This window comes from Xenorhabdus sp. NBAII XenSa04 (genome assembly GCF_963866145.1).
Lineage (GTDB): Bacteria > Pseudomonadota > Gammaproteobacteria > Enterobacterales > Enterobacteriaceae > Xenorhabdus > Xenorhabdus indica.
In genome coordinates this window covers 1-24,890 of record NZ_CAWMEB010000417.1, presented here as the reverse complement: position 1 = coordinate 24,890, position 24,890 = coordinate 1, and the positions used below count along the sequence as shown (strand labels likewise).

Here is a 24,890-nt window from a genome sequence, read left to right as displayed (position 1 = left end):
GCATGATAATAAGAACTGCCTCTATGCAGGATCTTGATGCTATTTCATCACTCTACAATATATTATTCAGTGAAATGGCTGCATTGCAGCCAGACCGATTGAGAGATGTGGAACAAGATAGAGAATTTATTATTTCCAGTATAAATGATGATAAATTCTATTTATTAGTTGCAGAAGATGATAATGGCGATATTAAAGGCTTCTGCATTGCACAAGAAAATAAAACACCGCCATTTAACTGTCTGATACCGAGAAATTATGGCTATATTATTGATTTAGTTGTCAGTCAGGATGTCAGAAGTCAGGGCATTGGTCAGCGATTATTAACAGAAATGAAAAGGTGGGCGAAGAAAAATAACTATACTCATTTGGAACTCAATGTTTTATCAAAAAATGTTGCAGCGACGAAACTTTATGAAAGGGAAGGTTATAAAGAAATTAGCAAATTAATGGCTATTACATTGTGATTCAAGGGAAAGCAGATGCAAATTTCGCTAGTTGAAGTGGATGAAGATAATTATCGAGATGTTATGTCTCTTGAAGTTGAACCAGGGCAAGAAAAATTCGTTGCGTCGAATTCGGAGTCAATTGCTGAATCAAAATTCAACCAATATTACAGGCCAAGAGTAATATATTTTGGTAAAAAATTGTCGGTTTCGCTATGTATGAACGTTGTGTGAATGAAGGAAGACCTAATGAATATAATCTTTATCGCATGATGATCGACAAATCGTATCAAAATAAGGGAATCGGCAGTGTTGTCATACAATTATTGCTGGATGAAATGAAACAACAGACAAATTGTCATAAAATATCTGTTTGTTATGATGAAACGAGTGAACGACACCACAAATTCTACCCGCATTTTGGTTTTACCGAAGTGAGTTATTGTAATGAGTATGAGGAAATGTTAGCGGAGCTCATTGTAAAAAAGGAAGTTTAGCTACTCATCAAAGAGAAAAGATATTTCCCATATGATTAACGTTGTTAACAAATATTACAGGTAAATTAATAATTCTGGAGCTTGCTAAAAGAATATTTGTCTGCCAGAATTTAAAATAAATATGGCAACAAGTTTATTTGGTGTATCCTCAATCTCGTTAAGTCAAAATATGATAAACCTCTAAATTTCTGTGGTGAAATAATGAAAATAGGGAAACACTTTAGTAATAGCTTTATTCTTAAGTTACTATTGTTTATTATGATTGCTGGTTTGGGATTGAGAGTGCCGATATCTTATATCCCACCGATGTCACAGGAAATCATCGACGATTTAAAAATAAGTCATTCTACGTTTGGTTTGATAACATCGCTGTCACCCTTGTGTTTTTTCTTATTTTCTCCCTTAACTCCTTATTTTGAAAGTAAAATAGGTTTATATAAAACCTTATTGATGACATTTATTGTCGCTATTGCTGCTTATCTTTTAAGGTTAAACAGCTCTCTGATATTACTGTTGACTTCTACAGTAATGTTTGGGTTTGCCATTGCATTGGGAAATATTGCATTACCTTCATTTTTTAAGAGATTGGGGAGTAACAGGATCGCTCTTTTATCATCATCTTATACGGCTTCTCTGTATTTGGGGCCAGCAATGGCAACAGGTCTCACTTTACCTGTTAAGCATGTTTTCGGGCTTTCCTGGAACGGAGTATCATGGATTTGGATCTTAATCCCGATATTTTCATTGTTCTTGATTTTATTATTTTCTGATAAGAAATCTCAGTCCTCAGACAGTAGCCCGCATTCCCCTAGTAATGATAATGATAAACCGGATAAGGTCATTAATCCGTGGGTAAGTATTCCATGTTGGGTTATGGCTGTTTATTTTTCTATTTTATCGCTTAATTTTTATATCATTACTGCCTGGTTCCCCGAAATTATCAGTTCTTATGGTTTAGGCCAGACTGAGTCTGCATCCTACGCAGCTCTGTTCTCATTAATTGCGATACCTTTTGCAACATTAACGGCATTTTATATCTATAAAATAAAAAGACAGGAAATAATGTTCATCATTAACCCAATTATTGGTATGTTGGGGATTGTACTATTCGTGTATGGTCAGAAAAGTTTAATTCCTGTTGCAGTTATGATCATGGGAATCGGTGCTGGTATTTGTACAGGAGTTGCATTTTTACTGCCGTTGTTGCGTTTCAATCATACCGCCAATGTTACAAGAGCAAACTCAATGATACAGTCAATTGGCTATTTGATTGCGTTTTGTGGCCCGGTTGTTTCTGGTTATATTCATGATTTAACATCCTCATGGAATATCATTATGTGGATGCTTTTCATTATACTAGGGATACAGGGAATTTTGGGGATAGTAATTGGAAAAAATGAGAAGCTTGATGCCAAATAGTATCGATTCAAATAGTATTGATTATTAGCGGTTATAAAAACCGCTAATAATATACTTTATGGATTGCAAATGCAGACAACAAAATTGTAATTTGAAAGACGACAGATAGAAAAGAGTTTATATTTCAATAACCATTCCTGTTTCTTTACTATAAATACTACGTATATAACCTTTAGCTATTTGTTCTCCTGTACAAGTTTCCTGTCCGGGGAAGAACTTGGCATAACGGGTAAATGATTCATCCAGTAATCTTGGGCTAACTACGTTGATTCGGATATTGGTGATTTCAGTTGCTGCCGAGCGGACAAAAGCATCAATAGCACCATTGGTTACAGCCGTTTGTGAACCATTAGGCGACATTATTTTACCAACAATACCGGATGTTAAAGTGATTGAGCCGCCGGGTTTAACGTATTGCAAGGCACGGAGTGCAACGTTGATCTGACCCAGTGCTTTATTCCTGAGACTTTCCTCATAGTCACTCAGCTTTTTTGGTTTCGTCCAGTTGGTTTTACCGAATACACAGACAATAGCTTCAAACATCTTATTTTTAGATAAAAAATTATCTAATTGTTGAGTATCGAAAATATCAAGCGGGTATTCAGATGAATGACGACTGGCTTGAAGAATTTCAAGATCTGTAGGGTTATCAGTCAGCAAGGGATGATATTTTTTGATATTACTGATAATGTGCTTTCCTATATTTCCTGTTGCTCCTATCACTAATATTTTCATATTGATGGCTCCGTGATTTAATTAGATTATGTCATGCCGGATAGAATAATGATTATTTAGTTTTAGAGTGTAGCTCAGCTCTATATTTTTTTAGAACTTCATCAATAACCCAACTGGTTCGTGAAGCGGATATACCATTAGAAGGGCAGATATCTTTTCCCTGTAATTGATGCACTATTGTCTGGATTAATGGCATTTGAATATGTGTGGGATTTTCAAAATGGAAATGATGCAGTGTATTGTTTTCATCGTAATATGAAATTGGGGAATCACCGAATGTTGCAAAGGTTATTTTGCCTTTTGTACCAACGATTTCTACTTTATCTTCACGAGAGCTGGCAACAAAATTCCAGATACCTACTCCCTGCACCTGATTTTCAAACATCAATGACATTGAAACACAATCTTCTGCCGGATAGGCTTTTGCCTGTGAATTAGAGTGCCCTTTGACTGAAATAATTTTTCCCAGAAGAAAATCCAACATATCCAGTGTATGGCAAGCTAAATCAACGAATAATCCACCACCGGATATTTCTGGTTTGACAAACCAGGGAAGATTATCCGGATCCAGATAACGAGATTCCATTTCTCTGAATAATTGACAGATCACAATACGTGGAGTGCCAATTGCACCGGAATCAATTAGCGATTTTATTTTGGTAAATCTCGGCAAGGCTCTGCGATAATAAGCCACGAATAGTGGCACATTATGGGACTGGCAGGCCGCAATCATTTCATTGCATTCTGAAAATGTCAGAGCCATTGGTTTCTCTACATAAACTATTTTGCCAGCCTCAGCAGCCAATAAAGTATATTCTTTATGAGTAGAAGGGGGAGTTGCAATGTATACTGCATCAATATCAGGATCATTAACCAGAGTTTTGGCATCAGAATACCATTTGGGCACATTATGTCTTTTGGCGAAATCTTTAGCCAAATTTGCATTGCGTCGCATAACGGCAATTAATTCTGAATTTTCCAATTTATAAAAAGCCGGGCCACTTTTTACCTCTGTTACATTACCACAACCAATAATACCCCATCTGATTTTTTGCATTTTATTCTTCCGGTATCTCAAATTGTAAAATTCCTTTCCAGTCTATAATACCTCCTTACTTTGTTCTATGCTCCCCGTCCGGTAGTTTATATTTTTACATTAGAAAAATTTATTTTCCTGATTTCTGGGGGGAGGACATTGATGATGTGAGTTTTGAAATGACTGTTTGAAGGAGCTCTGGAAGCATACTGGCGATACTTTTTGCTTGTTGTGGCATAATAGATAACTATCGATTTTTCTAAATTCCTTTTTTATTCACTATAAGAGCAAACGTTGTGTTAAGTACAAACAACATTACTATGCAGTTTGGCAGTAAGCCTCTGTTTGAAAACATTTCTGTCAAATTTGGTCACGGTAACCGTTATGGCCTGATTGGTGCCAACGGTGCAGGTAAATCAACTTTTATGAAAATCTTGGGGGGAGATCTAACACCGACCTCCGGCAATGTCAGTCTTGATCCGAATGAACGCTTAGGTAAATTGCGTCAGGATCAGTTTGCCTTTGAAGAATGCACTGTATTGGATACAGTCATCATGGGGCATACGGAATTGTGGCAAGTGAAGCAGGAACGTGACCGTATTTATGCCATGGCAGAAATGAGCGAAGAAGATGGTTATCGTGTTGCGGATCTGGAAGTCGCTTATGGTGAAATGGATGGATACAGCGCGGAAGCACGTGCCGGAGAATTATTGCTTGGCGTCGGTATTCCGGTAGAACAGCATTATGGCTTGATGAGTGCAGTTGCTCCGGGCTGGAAATTACGTGTTTTGCTGGCACAGGCGCTATTTTCTAATCCTGATGTTTTGCTGCTTGATGAACCAACCAACAACCTGGATATCGATACTATCCGTTGGTTGGAACAAGTACTGAACGAACGCGACAGTACGATGATTATCATTTCCCATGACCGCCATTTCCTGAACACAGTGTGTACTCATATGGCTGATCTGGATTATGGTCAATTGCGTCTGTTCCCCGGCAATTACGATGAATACATGGTAGCGGCAACTCAGGCACGTGAACGTCTGCTAGCAGATAATGCCAAGAAGAAAGCCCAGATTGCTGAATTACAGGCATTTGTCAGCCGTTTTAGTGCTAATGCTTCTAAATCTAAGCAGGCAACTTCACGTGCCCGTCAGATTGATAAAATTCAGTTAGAAGAAGTAAAAGCTTCCAGCCGTCAGAATCCATATATTCGCTTTGAGCAGGAGAAAAAACTGTTCCGTAATGCGCTGGAATTAGAAGGTCTGACTCAAGGTTATGATAATGGGGCACTGTTTAAGAATCTGAACTTGCTGATGGAAGTTGGCGAAAAAATGGCGGTGATTGGTGAGAACGGTATTGGTAAAACAACATTGCTGAAGACTTTGATTGGTGAAGCTGAACCAAACAGCGGTACGATTAAATGGTCTGAAAATAGCACCATTGGCTATTATGCACAGGATCACGCCAGTGATTTTGACGGTGATCTGACTGTATTTGAATGGATGAGTCAGTGGAAGCGTGAAAATGATGATGAACAGGCAGTACGTAGTGTACTGGGACGTTTACTGTTCACTCAGGATGATATCAGGAAAAAAGTCGGCGTATTGTCTGGTGGAGAAAAAGGCCGGATGTTGTTTGGCAAACTAATGATACATAAACCAAATATTTTGGTGATGGATGAGCCAACTAACCATCTGGATATGGAATCTATTGAATCACTAAACCTTGCGTTGGAACTTTACCAAGGTACGTTGATTTTTGTGTCCCATGACCGCGCATTTGTCAGTTCATTGGCCAGTCGTATTCTGGAAATTAAAGCCGATAAGGTTATTGATTTTAAAGGTACTTATGATGAGTATCTGAGAAGTCAGGGGATTGTTGAGTAACTCCTCCGTTTTTTCAGGCCCCGTAGATTAACAATGGGGCCTGTTACTCGCTGTCCTGGCATACCTCACACCGGGGATCTTTAAGCAATCTTATTTCACGAAACTGCATTATCATCGCATCGAACAATAATACTTTGCCTCTGGCAACTTCACCGTATTGAGTCAGCAACTTAATCGCTTCCATTGCCTGCAATGAACCAATTGTACCTACGAGTGGTGCCATTACACCTGTTTCAACACAAGTCAGGTTATTTTCACCGAATAATCGGCTCAGGCAGCGGTAGCAAGGTTCTCCTGTTTGATAGGTAAAAACTGATAATTGCCCTTCCATGCGAATAGCCGCACCGGAAACCAAGGCTGTTTTATGCTCATAGCATAATCGGTTGAGTTTCTCACGAATTGCAACATTATCTGTGCAATCCAGCACAATATCATGCTGACTAATTAGCTGATCTAAGGCCAAGTCATCCAATAATTCTGCAATGGGATGGATAGCAATGTGAGGATTGATTTCCTGTAGTGTCAGTGCTGCTGAATGCACTTTAGCCATACCAATGCGTTCATCACGGTGAAGGATCTGACGTTGTAAATTAGAGAGGGAAACGGTATCAAAATCTAATAAAGTGATCGCTCCGACACCTGCTGATGTTAAATATTGGGCGGCTGCACAACCAAGTCCACCCAAACCGACTATCAGCACTTTGGATGATTTCAATTTTTCTTGTCCGTCAAAATCAAAGTGACGTAGAACAATCTGCCGGTTGTAGCGTAGAATTTCTTCATCGGTGAGTTCGATAGTCATTTTCTCAGTTAATCACTGGTTTTCATTTATTTATTGATTTTTCAGCAAATGGTTGAAAAATTCGATCTGTACGGTTTCTCCGGTCACAACGGAACCTCGTTCCTGCTCCAGTACGATAAAGCAATTTCCGAGGCTATATGAACTGAAAATATGCGAACCTTGATGCCCGGTGCTTCGAACTTCTAACTCACCTTGCTCATTGAGTGCAGCGATCCCACGCTGGAAATCCAGCCTGCCGGGGGATTTTTTCAAAGGTGTCATAACCTTGGCGCTGAACCTCATTGGTGGTTGCCATGCAGTAAAACCCGATAAGTGTGCAATCAAAGGTTGTACTAATTGGTAGAAAGTCAGCACAGCGGATACCGGATTACCCGGTAAACCACAGAACCACGCGTTTTTTAGTTTACCAAAAGCAAAAGGTTTACCGGGTTTAATCGCCAATTTCCAGAAGTTAATTTTACCCATTTCATCCAAAATTTGTTTAGTGTAATCAGCTTCACCAACGGAAACCCCGCCACTACTGATAACTAAATCTGCGAGTTCATTGGCTTGTACAAAAACGTAACGTAGAGCGTCAGGATCATCAGGGATGACACCGAAATCAATAACGTCACAGTCTAATTTTTCCAGCATCAGACGAACCGCAAAACGGTTGGTATCATAAATTTGCCCCGCCTGTAATGGTTCACCAATTGCTTGTAGCTCATCACCGGTAGAAAAAACTGCAACTTTTAATTTGCGGATCACATCAACTTTCGCAATCCCCAGAGAAGCAAGCAGAGGTAATTGTGCGGTAGCGAGTTTCATACCCTGTGGCAGGACTGCTGTATTTTGAGCGATATCTTCGCCTATGGTACGAATGTTTTGTCCCTGATGGACAGGGTATGTAAACCGAACGCCTGATTCAGTAACTTCTGCCTGCTCTTGCATAACGACAGCATCAGTACCTACGGGGATCGGGGCGCCCGTCATAATACGGATGCAAGTACCTAAAGGCCATTCCCCTTGAAATGGTATACCAGCCAGTGCTTTTCCTGTTACGGGTAAAACTTGAGTATTGTGCAGATCAGTAAAGCGAATAGCATAGCCGTCCATTGCTGAGTTATCAAAAGGGGGAACATTAATTGGTGAGATAATATCTGTAGCCGTAATACGGCCTGCTGATTGTGTCAGGTTAATTGTTTCTGTCTCGGTAAGAGGAGCGGCTTGTGTTAATAGCTTTTTCAGCGCCTGTTCGAGTGAAATTAAACCTGAAGTATAACAATGATCCATGTAAGCTCCCAATGTGCGGCAAGTGGCATGAGGGCATTATGGCAAATATCCTTTTAATGGGGAATTGCTAGTGCTCAATGGGTATGATTAGTGACTAAGAAAAGATGTATATTAGATTCATGATTTGCTATAACTAAATAATGGCAATTAAAACAATTGATTGAATAAATACATAATCACTATGAGCAATCAAATCATCGCACCAAGCAGCCGTAACTATCAAGCTATTCAGATTGCATTGAGCGGTTTTCTTGCTTTAGTTGTTGCAATGGGAATAGGACGCTTTACTTTTACTCCACAAGTTCCATTGATGATCGCAGAATCGCAATTCACTCTGACAGAAGCAGGAATTGTTGCTGCGTTTAATTACCTTGGCTATTTTGCTGGCTCTTATGATGCAATGCGGGCACGGCAGTTTATAGAGTATCGTCTGTGGGGCGGGCTGTGGGGAGCGGTAATTATTACACTTCTGTCGGCCTTGTTGAATGGCCCGGTATTACACAGTATTGCCCGCTTTTTTATTGGTTGGGCGAGTGGTTGGACATTGGTATTAGTGGCAGCATGGGCGAATGATGTACTGGCAAAACTGAATCGTCCGGGGCTAAGTGCGGCTGTCTTTGCAGGTACTGGAATTGGAATTTTGATCAGTGGCGCACTAGCGGTGGGGATTCAGTCGTGGGGAATGAATGCTGCTCAGGCATGGTTTATTTATGGCATTCTGGCCTTGTTGTGCAGTATTTATGCTAGTCGTCATTTACCGCGTCGTGGCGAATTACATCGCCCACAGACAGTTACCCAAAAACTGGCGTTAACTCCAGAAATTAAACGGTTGCTATGGAGTTACAGTCTGGCGGGATTTGGTTATATTTTGCCTGCCACATTCCTTTCTCAAATGGCTTCTGAACGTTTTCCCGGCAGCCTATTTGCGCAATTTGTCTGGCCGATATTTGGCGGCGCTTCTGTCATTGGTATTGTACTGGGGATCCTGTTAAGTCATGTATCGACGGCTCAGGTTCGTTTAGCGATCACATTCTGGCTTCAGGCACTCGGAATATTGATAGCCGAGGTAATGCCGGGGATCAGCGGCCTTGTCATTGGGGCATTGTTGATTGGCGGTGGTTTTATGTGTGTAGTACAACTGGCCTTGCTGTATGGACGTGAATTAGCACCTAATCATACTCATTATATGGCGGGATTATTGACCACAGGTTATGCTGTGGGGCAATTGGTCGGGCCGATGTTGTCTGCTATTTCAACATGGCTGACTGGTAAACTGGAACCTGCTTTATATATCGCATTTATTGGCTTGGTTATTGCTGGATTGTTGGTATTTAATCGCAACAGAATTTATCGGAAATAATCCTGATTTGGTGCATTGATGCAGTGACGGTATAGTTATGAACCTGACCCAATGGATTTCAATATGCGCTGACAAAAATGCGATTTGAAAGACGACGGGCGACGGGTATAGCTATTCAATATTTGGTATAGCTATAACCCATCATATAATGGAAGTATTACTCTTGGAGAAATCAATGTCATCCTTAAGTACAGAAGCTGCGCTGGTGCATTCGGCACTGGTCGCTCATGGTCTTGAAACCCCATTGCGTGAACAAACTTTAGAGCCTGAAGTGCGTAAGGCACGCATTGAGGAACATATGACAGAAATTATGAAACTGTTAAACCTGGATTTGAGTGATGACAGTTTGGCTGATACGCCGGGTCGGATTGCGAAAATGTATGTAGATGAAATATTTTCGGGTTTAGACTACAGAAATTTTCCAAAAATCACTTTGATACAAAATAAAATGAAAGTTGATGAGATGGTGACTGTGAGAGATATCACACTGACCAGTACTTGTGAACACCATTTTGTAACTATCGATGGAAAGGCCACTGTAGCTTATATTCCTAAGGATAAAGTTATCGGGTTATCAAAAATTAACCGTATAGTGCAATTTTTTGCGCAACGCCCCCAGGTGCAGGAACGTTTGACACAGCAAATTTTAATTGCGCTACAAACTTTGCTTGGGACAAATAATGTTGCCATCTCTATTGATGCTGTTCATTACTGTGTGAAAGCCCGTGGTATTCGCGATGCAACCAGTACCACAACAACGACTTCTCTTGGCGGTTTATTTAAGTCCAGTCAGAATACACGACAGGAATTTTTGCGAGCCGTTCGCCACTTACACTTATCGTGATCCATCTTTATTATCATGACAAGTCGTCAGTTAAATAGTGGAGTAACGAGCCATAGGATTGTGGCTCTTGATAGTGTGCGTGGTTTCGCCATTTTGGGCATATTATTACTGAATATCTCTAGTTTTGCGTTGCCATATGCTGCTTATATGAATCTCTTTTATAAAGAGGATGTCTCATTTTCTGATGTATTAATATGGTCTGCCTTGAGTACTTTTGCTCAGGGAAAATTTTTATTTGTTCTAACGCTGCTGTTTGGTGCGTCACTTGAGTTATTGAGGCAACGAGATCATAACTGGAATCTTTACAGGCTGTTGATTCTGGCTGTTATTGGTTTATTGCACGGGATTTTACTGTGGGATGGCGATATCTTGCTGTCATATGGTTTGGCTGGCATTTTTGCGTTGCATTTGCTCGTTACCCGCCACAATCTGTTTGGCCAGGGGGTTGTTTTTTACCTGTTCGGTTTGATGATGTTTTATCTGTTGGGATTATTTCCAGTGGAAGAAAATAGTACTTTCTGGCGTCCATTAGAACAGGATGTTTTTCATGAAGTTTACTGGAAAACCCATGGCGGACTATTGGCGATAGAGCATCGTCTGCGTCAGGTCAGTGGGGCAATGATAGTCACCGCGGTACAGTATGGCTGGCAAATGGTTGGGACAATGCTTTGTGGGGCAATGTTAGTACGTAATGGATGGTTGAAAGGAGCATACAGTAGTTACCATTATCGTCGGATGGCGTTGTGGCTGTTTGTCGTTGGTTTGGTGATCCACTCTGTTGCTCTGTTAGTTCAGTATTTATATCCGTACAGTTATTTCATCGCCTTGACTGTGCGTCATACCCTCGCTGAATTAGCGACACCATTCCTGGCATTGGCTTATGTGGCACTGATTTATGGATTCTGGCCGGTTATTTCCCGTTGTCGAGTTATTTTCTGGTTCCAGCAGGTTGGCAGAATGCCGTTAACCTGTTATTTAATGCAAACTTTGATTTGTACCGTACTTTTTTATCATTGGGCGTTATTTAATCAATTCACCCGTTTGGAATTGTTAATATTTGTTCCTTTCGTCTGGGGGTGTAATATCGGATTTGCCTGCTGGTGGTTGAAGTATCATCAAAAAGGGCCTGTTGAAACACTTTGGCAGAGTCTGTCTGGAAAATTGGCAGAAAGATTTTAAACCGTGCAGAGCCTATTATTTGAAAAATAGGCTCTTATTTATTGGGCTGTTTTTTTATCCAGTTCCTGTAACTCTTTTGGTGATACGGCAGGGTAGCCCTCAATTCCGCTAAGAGCGACCTGCTGGATAGGAATTGGTGTCAGAGGACCCAGAAAACGCGGCTCACGCTTCAAAATATAAAGGTCAGCTAAAGCGCCGAGGCGAGCAAACACTTCCCGCATACGTATAGTCATCATATTTTTGGGGGAAGACACCGCATAACATTGTGCTTCTATTCCCATGTGCATTGCAATGAACAGGGCGCGTTCACAGTGGAAACGCTGGGTGATGATAGTGAAGTCATTGGTATCAAACACTTTGCGGGTTCTGACAATCGAATCTAATGTGCGAAAGCCAGCAAAATCCATCACAATTTTTGAGGCTGGGATCCCTGCCTTGATCAGGTCTTTTCGCATTGTATTTGGTTCATTATAACTGTGTTGGGCATTATCTCCGCTCAGCAGCAGGTATTTTACTTTCCCGCTGTTATAAGCGTTAACAGCGCCTTGAATTCGATAGAAATAATATTGGTTATACGCACCAGTTTTATAATATTTGGATGTACCCAATACCATACCAACTTGCCGTTCAGGTAACTGTCTAAGATCGTCAAAAACATAGGGAGCGGTTTTCCAACTGATCCAGCGATCAAGCATAATGGCTGATAGCATAAAAACAGCTATTATGAAAATCAGACTGGTAATCAGGCGCTTCCACATTATTTTTTGCCTTTTACATAATTATAAACAAGTGATCAAAGGCTACTTTACTTGATATACCGAAGCAAGCATTGGATGAACATATCGGATAGAATGCTCTTTATTATTAGCATGTTTATTGGATTATAGAGATTGGCAGTACCTATACTAAAGGCCTTTACTAAAAGGCCTGTCAATGTTATCGGCAGGCCAATTGGTAATATATCAGAATGATGTGCGTTTATAGACGCGGTATTCTGGTTTCCAGAAGTTACGCTCAATAGCTTCTTCAAGTGCATCTTCAGAAGTAACCGTAGCTACTCCCTGAATCTGGGCTTTTTTCGCGACTTCTTTAGCGATCTTACGGGAAACGCTCTGAATATCATCGATCAATGGCAATAACGGGCCAGAACCCGTATGTGCCAGTGGTGAACAATCTGCTAATGCGCGGCTGGCAGCCATCAGCATATCATCTGTCACGCGTTTGGCTCCGGCAGCAATAACACCTAACCCGATACCAGGGAAGATATAAGAGTTATTACATTGTGCAATTGGGAATTCTTGATCTTCATATTGTACTGGTGAGAATGGACTACCAGTTGCGACCAGTGCCTTACCTTCTGTCCAGTTAATAATATCTTCAGGACGGGCTTCGACGCGTGATGTCGGGTTGGACAGCGGCATGACAATTGGACGTTCACAATGTTGATGCATTTCACGGATAATTTCTTCCGTGAACAGACCGGACTGACCAGAAACACCAATCAAAACAGTAGGCTTGGCATTGCGTACAACATCCATTAGCGACAGGCTATCATTGTTAACATCCCAGGATTGCAGTGTGCTACTTTTCTGAACCAGTGCACTTTGAAAATCCAGCAGATTTGGTTGTTTATCAGTGAGCAGCCCAAAGCGATCAACCATGAATACACGGGCACGGGCCTGTTCATCACTTAAACCTTCCGATTTCATTTGGGCGATAATTTGCTCAGCAATACCACAACCAGCGGAGCCCGCACCGAGGAAGGTAACAATTTGGTCTTTCAATTGACGACCTGCGGCACGGCTGGCGGCAATCAGGCTGCCGAGAGCAACCGCGGCTGTACCTTGAATATCGTCATTAAAGCAGCAAAGATCATTGCGGTAGCGAGTCAATAATGGCATCGCATTTTGTTGGGCAAAATCTTCAAATTGCAGTAGTACATTCGGCCAGCGGCGTTTTACAGCCTGAATGAATTCATCTACGAAATCATCGTATTCTTTGCCTGTAATCCGAGGATGGCGCCAGCCCATGTACAGGGGATCGTTCAAGCGTTGCGGGTTATTAGTCCCCACATCCAACACGACAGGCAGGGTGTAGGCAGGGCTGATCCCGCCACAGGAGGTATATAAAGATAATTTACCGATAGGGATCCCCATTCCGCCAATCCCCTGATCGCCAAGACCCAGGATACGTTCACCATCGGTGACAACGATGACTTTAACATTCTGTTTAGTCGCGTTTTGCAGCATGTCATCAATATAAGCCCGGTTCGGGTAAGAGATGAACAAACCACGGGCACGGCGGTAAATGTCAGAGAAATGTTCACACGCTTCACCGACAGTTGGCGTGTAAATAATAGGCATCATCTCGCTAAGATGGGCGTCAAGGAGCCGGTAGAAAAGAGTTTCGTTGGTGTCCTGAATATTTCTCAGATAAATATGTTTATCCGCGTCATTTTTGAAATCGCGATATTGGCGATAAGCACGTTCGGCCTGCTCTTCAATTGTTTCAACAGCTTGAGGTAATAAGCCATGCAGATTAAAATTGCTGCGTTCTTCTTCCGTAAAGGCGCTGCCTTTATTCAGCAGGGGAAATTCCAACAGGATGGGGCCAGCGTAGGGAATATAGAGAGGACGTTTACTTTCGTGTTCCAGTTCCATGATGCTTACTCTTTGGACTAATCAATAACAAAATCGGCAAATCAGCGATAGATCCTAAGAAGATAGACAAAATAAGTACAGTAAATGTTACTTAAATATGTCTATCATGAGCAAAAATGAGAGATAACACACAGAATTAGCTAATTAAATGTTATTTAATTTCTCGTTTTTGCCCAAAATTCTTCCAGAATGACCATTTTTTAGCAATGAAACTGTCAGAATGTATAGCACTCCGCTTGTTTACAGCCGAGGGAAATTAAGGTGGATTCAGTCGCATTCCATTGTGATAAATGATTGTTTTGTCCTTCTACTAATATCGCCCGTTTGATGGTTCGGCAATCACTGCCTGACAAGTTCATCAATATCAGCGCTGCCTGCAAAGGGGGTAAGCTCGGATTAAATGCTGCATTTTCTGCATAGCGACCGGTATAAACATGATTTTGCTCATCCATCAAAGCAATACCTGAGTGGGATTGGCTATAAGGCGAATGACTCTGATTCGCAGCATCTAGCGCAGCCAGCACGAGTTCGTCATTAGTATCCAACTGATAGCCATGATGAATGCTATCCAGCAACAAGGGTGTATCTCCTAAATCACGTGGGCCGAATGCCTCTGGCAGATAGTCAGCCAGAGTTAACCGTGGGCGATCAGGTAAACAGATTTCCAATTTTGTTCCACTGTTTAATTCATTCATAAATTGGCGGCAATGGCCGCAAGGAGAACAATTAACAGTGACGGATAGCAGTTTTTTCTCACCACGTAACCAGGCATGAGTAATGGCTGATTGTTCGGCATGGACAGTTTGCTGTAACGGAACACCCACAAATTCCATATTAGCACCAAAATAGAAGTTTCCACTTTCTCCTTGTGCAATGGCACCGACATGAAAGTGTGAGATGGGAGCAATGGAGCAGGCCGCAGCGAGTGGCAACAGGGCAAGTGCTAGCGCATGATCATCAAAGCCGCAGCTCTGCTTAATCGACTCCACCTGCTCTGCTGTCAGCATAGCCGGAAAATCATCATTACCGATATAGGGCAATAGAGCCTTTTGCAATTTAGGTGTGATTTCTGACCAGATAGCGTGAAAACGAGCTTGCATAGAATAATCTCCAAATTAATTGAAGGTTATTCTAGGATGATCAGTCAGGTTTATAATGTGATGTATGCCATATAATTAATGAAATTTATGTAACAAAGATATTATTTTAACAACTTGTATCAAATTTTTTACCATTTGAGCGATTTTTTCACTTTTGGATAACTAGCCAAAAAGATGCAGTAACACAGGAAATAAAAAAGGAGCAATCAATGAAGTAATAACGCCGCAAGTCATCAGTGCCAGCGAACTATATGCACCCTCGACATGATCTATTTCAGCACATCGTGCAGTTCCTACGGCGTGAGAAGCTGTACCCATCGCCAATCCTCTGGAAGCCTGAGTTTTAATTTTCAAGAAATTAAACAGGTTATGGCCAAAAATCGCACCTAAGATACCGACAGCAATGACACAGGCGGCACTGATGGCTGGAATACCTCCAATAGAATGAGCGACTGCCATGGCGATAGGGGTTGTCACTGATTTTGGTAATACGGAAGCCGCAATTTCAGGGGTAGCGCCTGCCCATAAAGCAATAGCTGTACCTGTGATCATAGCAGTAACACTGCCGATGAAGCAGATACTGATAATAGATTTCCATTGGGCACGGATTTGATGTAGTTGTTCGTATAGTGGAAAGGCTAGAGCAACAACAGCAGGTTGTAACAAATCATTCAATATCCGGCTACCGGCGAAATAGTGTTTATAAGAGGTATGAGTCAACAGCAGCAGAGGAATAATAACTGCCATTGAGATCAATAAGGGGTTGAAAACAGGAAATCTGAGTCGGACAGATAGTTTTTTGGCTACATAAAAGACAGCCAGGGTTAATGGTAGTGACCACCAGATATGGTTTAGCATTTTTATTTTCCCTCCTGTTGTGATGATTTCTGTTCTGATAATTGTTTTTTATGATTAGTGCTGATAATGGTGCGTTCGCGGTGGACATAATGAGAACTGTAAGCAACGGTAATCATAACGATGACGGTACTGATGATGCAGGAAAGAGCAATCGGGAGTATCTGCTGGCTCAGTTGTGGATAATATTCCATGACGCCGACCCCGATGGGTAAAAAGAGTAATGTCATGTTTTTCATCAATAAGCTACAGCCCGGTTTTACCCAATGAGCGGGAATAATCTGAAGCGTCAGTAAACAAAACAGAAGAAGCAAGCCAATAATACTACCGGGGAGAGAGAAGGGGAGATGTACTGAAATGAGATTCCCTACAATGAGGCATAAGTAGAGCAGCACAAATGCACGCAGATATCGCCAACCTGCCATCAGTACGTTTTGAAAAGACATAACGTATAATTCCTCAATGCAAAGAGGGTTATCATACGATTAATACTGTTAATGTGCTATAGGTCACATTAAAAAGCGGGTTCAAAAAACCCGCTTTACTATTTTCAGATCGTCATCTTTTCAGAGCATCAGTCTTTCAAAACCTCAGTCTTTCAAAACATTAGCTTCAGAGTATCCGGTGACTATTTGACCTGCATACCAGGTTGAGCACCGCTGTCCGGGCTTAACAGGAAAATTTCTTTTCCTCCAGGGCCTGCTGCCATCACCATGCCTTCTGAAATACCAAAACGCATTTTACGTGGAGCAAGATTAGCTACCATAACGGTCAGGCGGTTTTCTAATGTTTTTGGCTCCGGGTAAGCAGCGCGGATGCCGGAGAAGACTTGACGAGTTTCACCACCAAGATCAAGGATCAATTTCAGTAGCTTATCCGAGCCTTCAACAAAATCAGCCTGCTTAATCAATGCGATACGTAGGTCAACTTTGGCAAAATCATCAAATGTAATGGTGTCCTGAATGGGATCATCTGCCAGAGGACCTGTCTGGGTTTTTTGTGGCTCAATGTTCTCTTTGGAGTCGTCTACCATTGCTTCAACTTTAGCCATATCGATACGGTTAAATAGTGCCTTAAATGGCAAAACATCATGATTCAGCAGAGGTTGTTGGATACCATCCCAAGTCAGTTCGGTATTCAGGAAGGTTTCTGTACGGGCAGCGAGGCCCGGAAGAATAGGTTTCAGGTAAGTCATCAGCACGCGGAACAGGTTGATGCCCATTGAGCAGATAGCTTGAAGATCTGTATCCCGGCCTTCTTCTTTCGCTACAATCCACGGTGCTTGTTCATCAACATAACGGTTAGCGAGATCGGCCAATGCCATGATTTCACGGACAGCCTTGCCAAATTCACGATGAGTGAAATCTGCTGCAATTCCCTGTGCGGCATCAACAAATTTCTGGTACAGCGCAGGGTCAGCGAGCTGATCTGCCAGTTTGCCAGCAAAACGCTTATTGATGAAACCAGCGTTACGTGAAGCCAGATTAACAACTTTATTGACGATGTCACTGTTTACGCGCTGAACGAAGTCTTCCAGATTCAGGTCGATATCATCAATACGGGAAGAGAGTTTCGCTGCGTAGTAATAACGCAGGCAGTCTGCATCCAGATGCTTCAGATAAGTCTCTGCCTTGATGAAAGTTCCACGAGACTTAGACATCTTAGTACCGTTGACCGTAATGTAACCGTGAACAAATACATTGGTTGGTTTGCGGTAATTGCTGCCTTCTAACATAGCTGGCCAGAACAGGCTATGGAAATAGACGATATCTTTACCAATAAAGTGGTAAAGATCTGTTTTGGAGTCTTTCGCCCAGAATTCGTCGAAATTCAGGTCATCACGTTTGTCACACAGGTTCTGGAATGAACCCATATAGCCGATTGGTGCATCCAGCCAGACGTAAAAATATTTACCCGGTTCATCAGGCACCTCAAAACCGAAATAAGGCGCATCGCGGGTGATATCCCATTGTTGCAGACCGGCTTCGAACCACTCCTGCATTTTGTTTGCTACCTGCTCTTGCAAGGTGCCAGAGCGGGTCCATTGTTGAAGCATATCGCTGAATGCTGGCAGGTCGAAGAAGAAATGCTCTGTGCTACGCATTTCTGGTGTTGCACCGGATACAACTGAACGAGGGTTGATCAACTCTGTTGGAGAATAGGTCGTTCCACACACTTCGCAGTTATCGCCGTACTGATCTTCTGCCTTACATTTTGGACAGGAACCTTTGACGAAACGATCAGGCAGGAACATGCTTTTTTCTGGATCGAACAGTTGAGAAATGGTTCGGTTCTTGATGTAACCGTTTTTTTTCAGTTTCAGATAAATTTCTGATGCAAGCGCTTTATTTTCTTCACTGTGCGTAGAATGGTAGTTATCGTAACTGATAGCAAAACCAGCAAAATCCTGTTGATGTTCCAGGTGCACTTTGTCGATCATCTCTTCTGGCGAAATCCCTGCCTGCTGAGCTTTCAGCATGATTGGTGTACCGTGAGCATCGTCAGCACAGACAAAGTGCACCTCTTTGCCGCGCATTCGATGATAACGAACCCAAATATCAGCCTGAATGTGTTCTAAGATGTGACCGAGATGAATTGGACCGTTAGCATAGGGTAACGCACAGGTCACCAGTAGTTTTTTCGCGACTTGAGACATAGTTAGGATCTGACTTCCATAAATTGAAAAGGGTTTTTGATGTTACCTGATAAGAAGCATTGTCGCTAGGGTAATGCGAGAACTTCATCACTTTTGTTTTGTACTTATCGTAAGCTATCTGCTTCTGCTATGATGGACGAACAGTTTTAGGTTGAAAAAGATAAATCAAAAGGAGCCGGGATGAACTCACGATCCACCGAGCAGACCAATCCTGACCTGCTGAGAGAAAGCGTTGCGAAAATATTGGCAGCGTTCAAACATCCGACATTAGAACAAGATTTAGTGACTCTGAAAGCATTACATCGTTGTACTGTTCTGGATGGGATATTACATATTGAATTAATGATGCCTTTCGTTTGGAAACGCGCTTTTGAAACACTGAAGGAAGAAACAATTCATCTCTTACAAGCTGCTACAGGTGTAAAAAGTGTTGAATGGCGGCTTTCCCATGATATCTGTACTTTACGCCGAGCTAACAATTTACCGGGTGTTAATGGCGTACGTAACATTCTGGCAATCAGTTCAGGAAAAGGGGGGGTGGGTAAATCCAGCACGGCAGTGAATCTGGCACTGGCTTTAGCTCAAGAAGGGGCAAAAGTAGGTATTCTGGATGCAGATATCTACGGCCCATCGGTTCCTAATATGCTTGGGACAGCCAAAGAGCGGCCGACTTCACCTGATGGTCAGCACATGGCCCCCATTATGGTACATGGCATGGCGACAAATTCCATTGGTTATCTTGTCACCGATGATAACGCAATGGTATGGCGTGGCCCGATGGCCAGTAAGGCACTTATGCAGATGCTACAAGATACATTGTGGCCGGATCTGGACTATTTGGTAATCGATATGCCACCGGGAACTGGGGATATCCAGTTAACATTATCCCAGAATATTCCCGTGACTGGTGCATTGGTTGTCACAACACCGCAGGATATTGCCTTGATTGATGCTATAAAAGGCATTGTCATGTTCCAAAAAGTCAACGTACCTGTATTAGGTATTATTGAGAACATGAGCACACATATCTGTAGTCACTGTGGCCAACATGAGCCGATTTTTGGCGAGGGAGGTGCAGAAAGACTGGCGGAAAAATACAAATGCCAATTATTGGGTAAGATCCCTCTGCATATTTCACTGCGTGAAGATCTTGATCGCGGAGAGCCTACGGTTATCAGCCAACCTGATAGCGAATTTGCGGGTATTTATCGTGAAATTGCCGCTAATATTTCTGCCCAGATGTACTGGCAAGGAGATAAAATCCCAACTGAAATTTCTTTTCGTGAAGTTTGATTTAAGTGATCATTCAATTTAAGTGATCAAGAGTGCATAGCAATACACTGCTTGAGGTACATCTTCTGAATAAATGATACACAGCCCTATAGGTAAACTGATAAAGGAATATAACGGCTTTATTGAGAGATTTAATAGACTAGATTAATGATTATTCCATTGATACTGCTGTCATTTAATTGTGGTTTATGGCACAGGGATAACGCAATATCAAAAAGTAGAACAATGGCTCTATTGTTACAAGGCCTTTTGGTACAGAGCAATTGTTCTACACTTGGCGGTTTCTATTTTATCTACTATACCTATCATCTGAAATTTAACAGAATATCTTCAAGGAACTATTTCGGACACAATCTTGAGATTGGTTTTGGGAATCGTTTTGGTATTGGTTTTTGAACATTACTTTTAAGTTATTTTTCCATTTGCAGACCTGTGATTGCGGAATTTTTATGCGAAGCGTATCGAAAAAAGCGAGACTTATCTTGTTTGCGCTGGCATAGAAGCTACTAACTCCCTATAATCCGCCAAACATAGCGTGACAGAATGCTATTTTCCCACTTTATTTTTTCTTTTTAACCAGGTTATTTCTAGTATGGCTGATGAAGCACATAAGTGTACAATCGTAGGTATTTCAGGTGCCTCCGCTTCGGGCAAAAGCCTTATTGCCAGCACACTTTATAGAGAATTACGCGTTCAGGTTGGCGATCACAATATCGGAGTTATTCCAGAAGATTGTTATTATAAAGACCAAACTGATACCCCGCTGGAAGAACGCTATAAAGTCAATTATGACCACCCAAGTTCAATGGATCACAATTTACTATTCGAACATATTCAGGCACTGAAAGCCGGGAAGTCCGTTGAATTGCCCCAATATGACTACGTTGCTCATACCCGCAAACCAGAATCCATTCATTTTGAACCGAAGCGAGTTATTATCCTTGAAGGTATCCTATTATTAACGGATAAGCGTTTGCGTCAGGAACTGGATTTTTCTATTTTTGTTGATACACCATTGGATATCTGTCTGATGCGTCGCATCAAGCGCGATGTCAATGAGCGTGGGCGTTCACTGGATTCTGTAATGGAACAGTATAAAAAAACAGTTCGTCCGATGTTCCTGCAATTCATCGAGCCATCAAAACAATATGCAGACATTATTGTTCCCCGTGGTGGTAAAAACCGTGTGGCTATCGACATATTGAAAGCTAAGATTGGCCAATTTTGCGAATAACCTGATGTTCAGGAATTCATAAGTATCATCGTATTTTGAGAGGAAGTAATGCGACTCTGTGACCGTGACATTATTAAATGGCTTGATGAAGGTAAACTGGAAATTACCCCACGTCCTCCTGTTGAACGTATTAATGGGGCAACGGCTGATGTTCGCCTTGGGAATCAGTTTCGCGTTTTTCGTGGTCATACTGCTGCTTATATTGACCTGAGTGGTCCTAAGGCCGAAGTCAATGCGGCACTTGATCGTGTCATGAGCGATGAAATTAGTTTGCCGGATGGGGAGGCTTTTTTTTTGCATCCTGGCGAACTGGCACTGGCAGTGACACTGGAATCTGTCACATTGCCTGCTAATCTGGTTGGTTGGTTAGATGGTCGTTCATCTCTGGCTCGTCTTGGTTTGATGGTCCATGTCACTGCTCACCGGATTGATCCAGGCTGGCGTGGTCAAATTGTTCTGGAATTCTATAATTCAGGAAAATTACCGTTAGCCTTGCGTCCGGGCATGGTCATTGGAGCTTTGAGTTTTGAGCCGCTTTCAGGCGTTGCTGACCGCCCTTATAACCGACGTCAGGATGCTAAATATAAAAATCAGAAAGGAGCAGTGGGGAGCCGAATCAGTGAAGATTAATCTTTCCTAGTGAAAATTTCTGGTAAAGTAATCATCTGGTGAAAATAGTCATCTTGTGAACATGAGACTGGGGAAGTCATGAAAAGATTGTTGACGACACTCGTTATTTTATTAGTAGTAGTTGTTACGGGGTTAACAGCATTAGTTGTGTTGATTAATCCAAACGATTTTCGTGGTTACATAGTCAAACAAGTACAAAAAAAGAGTGGCTATCAGCTTGTGTTGCAGGATGATCTACGTTGGCATGCCTGGCCAAAATTGAGTATTTTGACCGGGCAGGTATCACTGACGGCTCCCAATGCAAAAATGCCTGCAGTTATGGCAGAAAATATGCGCCTGGATGTTGAATTACTGCCATTGTTATCTCATCAACTTTCTGTCAAAGAAGTGATGCTTAAAGGCGCTGTTTTGCGGTTTACACCGGATAGTCAGCCACAAAAAAAACCAGAAACCCCCATTGCGCCTGAAGGTGATTTTCATTATCCCGTAGCGAACGATGCCCACAGTTGGAAACTGGACATTGATAAGATCAAAGTAGAGGATAGCTTGTTGATTTGGCAAATCGATACCCATTCGCAGTTAAATATGCGGGATATTGATTTGCTGATGAAACGCCAGGATCAGAGCCACGTTAATTTCGAACTCAATGGCAAGATCAATAAAAATCAGCAAGAATTTGCCTTTGGGGTTAAAGCTTCTTTCGGTATTTCTGATTATCCACACAATTTAACTGGTGATATCAGTTCGTTTAAATATCAGCTACAGGGTGTTGGTCTTCCGCCAGAAGGTATAGCAGGAACGGGTAGTGCCGCTGTAAAATATGATGCTTTTTCCTCATCTGTTTCGTTGCAGAAAATAGCACTGACAATGAATGGCAGCGAATTGACAGGTAATGTTGCGGTTAAACTGAAAGATAAACCACACTATTCCATCAATCTGTCTTCGCCAAAATTAGATTTAGATAATTTGTTAGGATGGGATAAATTATCACAGCATAGTTTACAGGCAAAACTTGATTATCGGGCTGAGAATAATTCGGCAAAACCTGTGATTGCAAAATCTGTTTCTCCTTTATCAAACTATGATCTCAGTTTTCTGAAAGAACTTAATGCTCATCTGTTATTCATGGCGAATAAATTTATTTATCAAGGTATGGATATTGATAATTTTGTCTTTAAAGCTGTCAATGATGAGGGAATAACAGAGATTTCGAAATTGAGTGGTAACATATTTGGTGGTCGTTTTGCACTGCCTGCCACCATTGATGCAACAGTTAATCCAGCTAAATTACATGCGAAACCTCTGCTGCGAGATATTGACTTACAACCATTGCTGAAAGCTTTGGCTCTGCCATCGGTGTTTAGTGGACAACTTACTCTGGATGGAGATCTTTTGGGAGATGGCTACGATGAATATGCAGTCACCCATTACTGGCGGGGAGATCTAAATATTGGCCTGAGAAATGCACGTTTGGACGGGTTGAATATTCCTTTGCTTATTCAACAATCTTTTTCGAGAATGACTGATTTGATTCAACAGCCGACGAATATTCAGAACTTTACTGATGCACAAAATCTATCAGTAAAAGCTCAATTGAATAAAGGTAAGATTAAAATTAATAACCTTTCTGCAATATCTGGTATTTCGAGAATTGAAGGGCAGGGTGAGGCAAATTTATTGAAACAGAATGTCGATGTTGCATTGGCGGTTCAGTTAACCAGTGGGTGGGGGCAAGAAAGCGAATTAGTTAGTCGTTTAGAAAAACTAAAAATACCACTGCGGGTTTATGGTAATTGGGACAATCTGCAATATACCTTGAATGTAGAACCAATATTGCGTGATGAATTACAGCAAAAAGTCAAACAATCCCTCAAAAACTGGCTTGAGAATGACGATAATAGTGAAGTAAGAAAAAGACTGCTGAATAACTAGTTGAATTTATGATAATTGATAAAGTAAACAGGTGAAAAAATTGATAGCGGGTTGATAGTGGTGTTACACCACTATCAACTTATAGCTCAAATAACAGATGGGTTTTTCATCTCCTGTTTCTGTTAATACCCCATAACCTCATAATAAAATTGTGGAGTCCAGCCTAATTGTGGAGTAGTGACCGATATAGTTAAGGTATCTTTCGATATTCCCATTCCATCCGGATTATTGCGCTGTATTTTAACATCAGCCGGGTAGCTAGGGTTTTGGCTATCGAAATTATCTCCGACAATACTGGCATGACATGAAATGATGCCATTTGACAAGCTGATTGGTAATTGTACCTTGTAGTAATTGGTGTAATACGTTATTCCACCGAAAACTGATATATTAACTTCTTGAATTGAGCCACTGGCTACGGCAATCCCGTTTATCTGGATAATATCACCAAGTCTGATGACAGTGGCGTCTTGTCCGATTAAACGAGATTCAATATTTAATCCAACCAGATTAGCTAAACCAAGATTTCTTACAAAAGCATTTTTGTCTGGAATATCAGCTCCATTCTCATTTTTTGCCAACCGACTATTGGCATTCGTGTTTACTTTCCCTATACGAGAATCTACTTCGTTTTTGCTATAGGCGCCTACATCGGATGCAGTAAGTACAATATCTGTTAATAGTGCCTTACTATTCACTGTACGAGTTAATGGAACTTTGCCGTTTACATTATTATTGGCATCATTTGCTAACTTCCTGACTGTATGAATTTGTTGATCGATTTCTCCTCTAGTATAGGTATCTATATCAGATGCAGTAAGTGTAATGTCTGTTAACAGTGCTTTATTATTTACTGTACGAGTCATTGGCACTTTGCTATCAGCATTGTTATTGGCAGAATTTACTAGCCCATGAATATTATCAATAAGCTGGCAAGTTTCTTCTTTGTTGTAGGCGTCGACATCAGCCGCCACCAATTTAATGTCATTGACCAGCTCTTTGTCGTTGACACGGCGGGTTAACGGCACTTTGCTGTCCGCCACTTTCA

The 24,890-nt window shown here is 41.5% G+C and carries 22 protein-coding genes and 1 pseudogene; 12 read left to right on the top strand and 11 right to left on the bottom strand.

Annotated elements, in window-relative coordinates; translation table 11 throughout:
• The first annotated feature begins 2 nt into the window (after positions 1–2).
• The 4 genes from AAC147_RS16340 to AAC147_RS16325 all read left to right on the top strand — a co-directional run bounded on the left by AAC147_RS16340 (position 3) and on the right by AAC147_RS16325 (position 2,362).
• A complete protein-coding gene (locus AAC147_RS16340) occupies positions 3–467 on the top strand; it encodes a GNAT family N-acetyltransferase (RefSeq protein ID WP_047682946.1) in 465 nt (154 codons plus the stop codon).
• A 15-nt stretch (positions 468–482) separates the two neighbouring features.
• Positions 483–680 carry a hypothetical protein gene (locus AAC147_RS16335; protein WP_231571456.1) on the top strand — a complete coding sequence of 66 codons (198 nt, stop codon included), beginning with the start codon at positions 483–485 and terminating at the stop codon, positions 678–680.
• A complete protein-coding gene (locus AAC147_RS16330) occupies positions 677–943 on the top strand; it encodes a GNAT family N-acetyltransferase (protein WP_231571454.1) in 267 nt (88 codons plus the stop codon). The genes AAC147_RS16335 and AAC147_RS16330 overlap by 4 nt, the downstream gene beginning before the upstream one ends.
• A 201-nt stretch (positions 944–1,144) precedes the next feature.
• The gene (locus AAC147_RS16325; RefSeq protein ID WP_047682944.1) at positions 1,145–2,362 is read left to right on the top strand and encodes an MFS transporter; all 1,218 of its coding nucleotides are present in this window, start codon (positions 1,145–1,147) and stop codon (positions 2,360–2,362) included.
• Positions 2,363–2,479: 117 nt separating this feature from the next.
• Here the strand turns inward: AAC147_RS16325 and AAC147_RS16320 are convergent, their stop codons facing one another.
• Positions 2,480–3,097: a short chain dehydrogenase gene (locus AAC147_RS16320; RefSeq protein ID WP_047682942.1), complete on the bottom strand. Its 618-nt coding sequence runs from the start codon at positions 3,095–3,097 to the stop codon at positions 2,480–2,482.
• A gap of 52 nt (positions 3,098–3,149) precedes the next feature.
• Entirely contained in the window at positions 3,150–4,154 is a 1,005-nt protein-coding gene (locus tag AAC147_RS16315; RefSeq protein ID WP_047682941.1) for a Gfo/Idh/MocA family protein, read from the bottom strand.
• A 275-nt stretch (positions 4,155–4,429) separates the two neighbouring features.
• On the opposite strand from AAC147_RS16315, the gene AAC147_RS16310 reads away from it, so the two are divergent.
• A complete protein-coding gene (locus tag AAC147_RS16310) occupies positions 4,430–6,025 on the top strand; it encodes an ABC-F family ATPase (protein ID WP_047682940.1) in 1,596 nt (531 codons plus the stop codon).
• A gap of 43 nt (positions 6,026–6,068) precedes the next feature.
• Here AAC147_RS16310 and moeB read toward each other — a convergent pair whose 3' ends face one another.
• The gene (gene moeB / locus AAC147_RS16305) at positions 6,069–6,827 is read right to left on the bottom strand and encodes a molybdopterin-synthase adenylyltransferase MoeB (RefSeq protein ID WP_047682938.1); all 759 of its coding nucleotides are present in this window, start codon (positions 6,825–6,827) and stop codon (positions 6,069–6,071) included.
• 30 nt (positions 6,828–6,857) lie between these two features.
• Positions 6,858–8,099 (bottom strand): molybdopterin molybdotransferase MoeA, encoded by a 1,242-nt coding sequence (gene moeA / locus AAC147_RS16300; RefSeq protein WP_047682936.1) that lies wholly within the window; start codon positions 8,097–8,099, stop codon positions 6,858–6,860.
• A gap of 181 nt (positions 8,100–8,280) precedes the next feature.
• On the opposite strand from moeA, the gene AAC147_RS16295 reads away from it, so the two are divergent.
• From AAC147_RS16295 to yeiB, 3 genes are all read left to right on the top strand, one after another.
• Complete coding sequence (locus AAC147_RS16295) at positions 8,281–9,459, top strand: YbfB/YjiJ family MFS transporter (RefSeq protein WP_047682934.1); 1,179 nt, start codon at positions 8,281–8,283, stop codon at positions 9,457–9,459.
• Positions 9,460–9,634: 175 nt separating this feature from the next.
• A complete protein-coding gene (gene folE / locus AAC147_RS16290) occupies positions 9,635–10,303 on the top strand; it encodes a GTP cyclohydrolase I FolE (protein WP_047682933.1) in 669 nt (222 codons plus the stop codon).
• Positions 10,304–10,363: 60 nt separating this feature from the next.
• Complete coding sequence (yeiB, locus tag AAC147_RS16285; protein ID WP_231571453.1) at positions 10,364–11,482, top strand: DUF418 domain-containing protein YeiB; 1,119 nt, start codon at positions 10,364–10,366, stop codon at positions 11,480–11,482.
• Positions 11,483–11,520: 38 nt separating this feature from the next.
• On the opposite strand, the gene sanA is transcribed toward yeiB, so the two are convergent.
• The 6 genes from sanA to metG all read right to left on the bottom strand — a co-directional run bounded on the left by sanA (position 11,521) and on the right by metG (position 18,753).
• The gene (sanA, locus tag AAC147_RS16280; RefSeq protein WP_047682931.1) at positions 11,521–12,240 is read right to left on the bottom strand and encodes an outer membrane permeability protein SanA; all 720 of its coding nucleotides are present in this window, start codon (positions 12,238–12,240) and stop codon (positions 11,521–11,523) included.
• Positions 12,241–12,444: 204 nt separating this feature from the next.
• Positions 12,445–14,142 (bottom strand): NAD-dependent malic enzyme, encoded by a 1,698-nt coding sequence (locus AAC147_RS16275; protein ID WP_047682930.1) that lies wholly within the window; start codon positions 14,140–14,142, stop codon positions 12,445–12,447.
• A 215-nt stretch (positions 14,143–14,357) separates the two neighbouring features.
• Positions 14,358–15,242 (bottom strand): cytidine deaminase, encoded by an 885-nt coding sequence (cdd, locus tag AAC147_RS16270; RefSeq protein ID WP_047682929.1) that lies wholly within the window; start codon positions 15,240–15,242, stop codon positions 14,358–14,360.
• A gap of 162 nt (positions 15,243–15,404) precedes the next feature.
• Positions 15,405–16,100, bottom strand: coding sequence for a CidB/LrgB family autolysis modulator (locus AAC147_RS16265; RefSeq protein ID WP_047682927.1), 696 nt, complete (start codon positions 16,098–16,100; stop codon positions 15,405–15,407).
• Between the two features lie 2 nt (positions 16,101–16,102).
• Positions 16,103–16,543 carry a CidA/LrgA family protein gene (locus AAC147_RS16260; RefSeq protein ID WP_052189598.1) on the bottom strand — a complete coding sequence of 147 codons (441 nt, stop codon included), beginning with the start codon at positions 16,541–16,543 and terminating at the stop codon, positions 16,103–16,105.
• Positions 16,544–16,725: 182 nt separating this feature from the next.
• Positions 16,726–18,753 (bottom strand): methionine--tRNA ligase, encoded by a 2,028-nt coding sequence (gene metG, locus AAC147_RS16255; RefSeq protein WP_047682923.1) that lies wholly within the window; start codon positions 18,751–18,753, stop codon positions 16,726–16,728.
• Between the two features lie 180 nt (positions 18,754–18,933).
• Between metG and apbC the strand changes: the two genes are divergently transcribed.
• The 4 genes from apbC to asmA all read left to right on the top strand — a co-directional run bounded on the left by apbC (position 18,934) and on the right by asmA (position 23,842).
• Positions 18,934–20,046 (top strand): iron-sulfur cluster carrier protein ApbC, encoded by a 1,113-nt coding sequence (apbC, locus tag AAC147_RS16250; protein ID WP_047682921.1) that lies wholly within the window; start codon positions 18,934–18,936, stop codon positions 20,044–20,046.
• A 592-nt stretch (positions 20,047–20,638) separates the two neighbouring features.
• Positions 20,639–21,280 (top strand): uridine kinase, encoded by a 642-nt coding sequence (gene udk, locus AAC147_RS16245; protein WP_047682919.1) that lies wholly within the window; start codon positions 20,639–20,641, stop codon positions 21,278–21,280.
• 48 nt (positions 21,281–21,328) lie between these two features.
• Positions 21,329–21,910: a dCTP deaminase gene (gene dcd / locus AAC147_RS16240; protein WP_047682917.1), complete on the top strand. Its 582-nt coding sequence runs from the start codon at positions 21,329–21,331 to the stop codon at positions 21,908–21,910.
• 78 nt (positions 21,911–21,988) lie between these two features.
• Positions 21,989–23,842, top strand: coding sequence for an outer membrane assembly protein AsmA (asmA, locus tag AAC147_RS16235; RefSeq protein ID WP_047682915.1), 1,854 nt, complete (start codon positions 21,989–21,991; stop codon positions 23,840–23,842).
• A 122-nt stretch (positions 23,843–23,964) separates the two neighbouring features.
• Here asmA and AAC147_RS16230 read toward each other — a convergent pair.
• Positions 23,965–24,890, bottom strand: a pseudogene (locus AAC147_RS16230) (hypothetical protein); the annotation flags it as partial.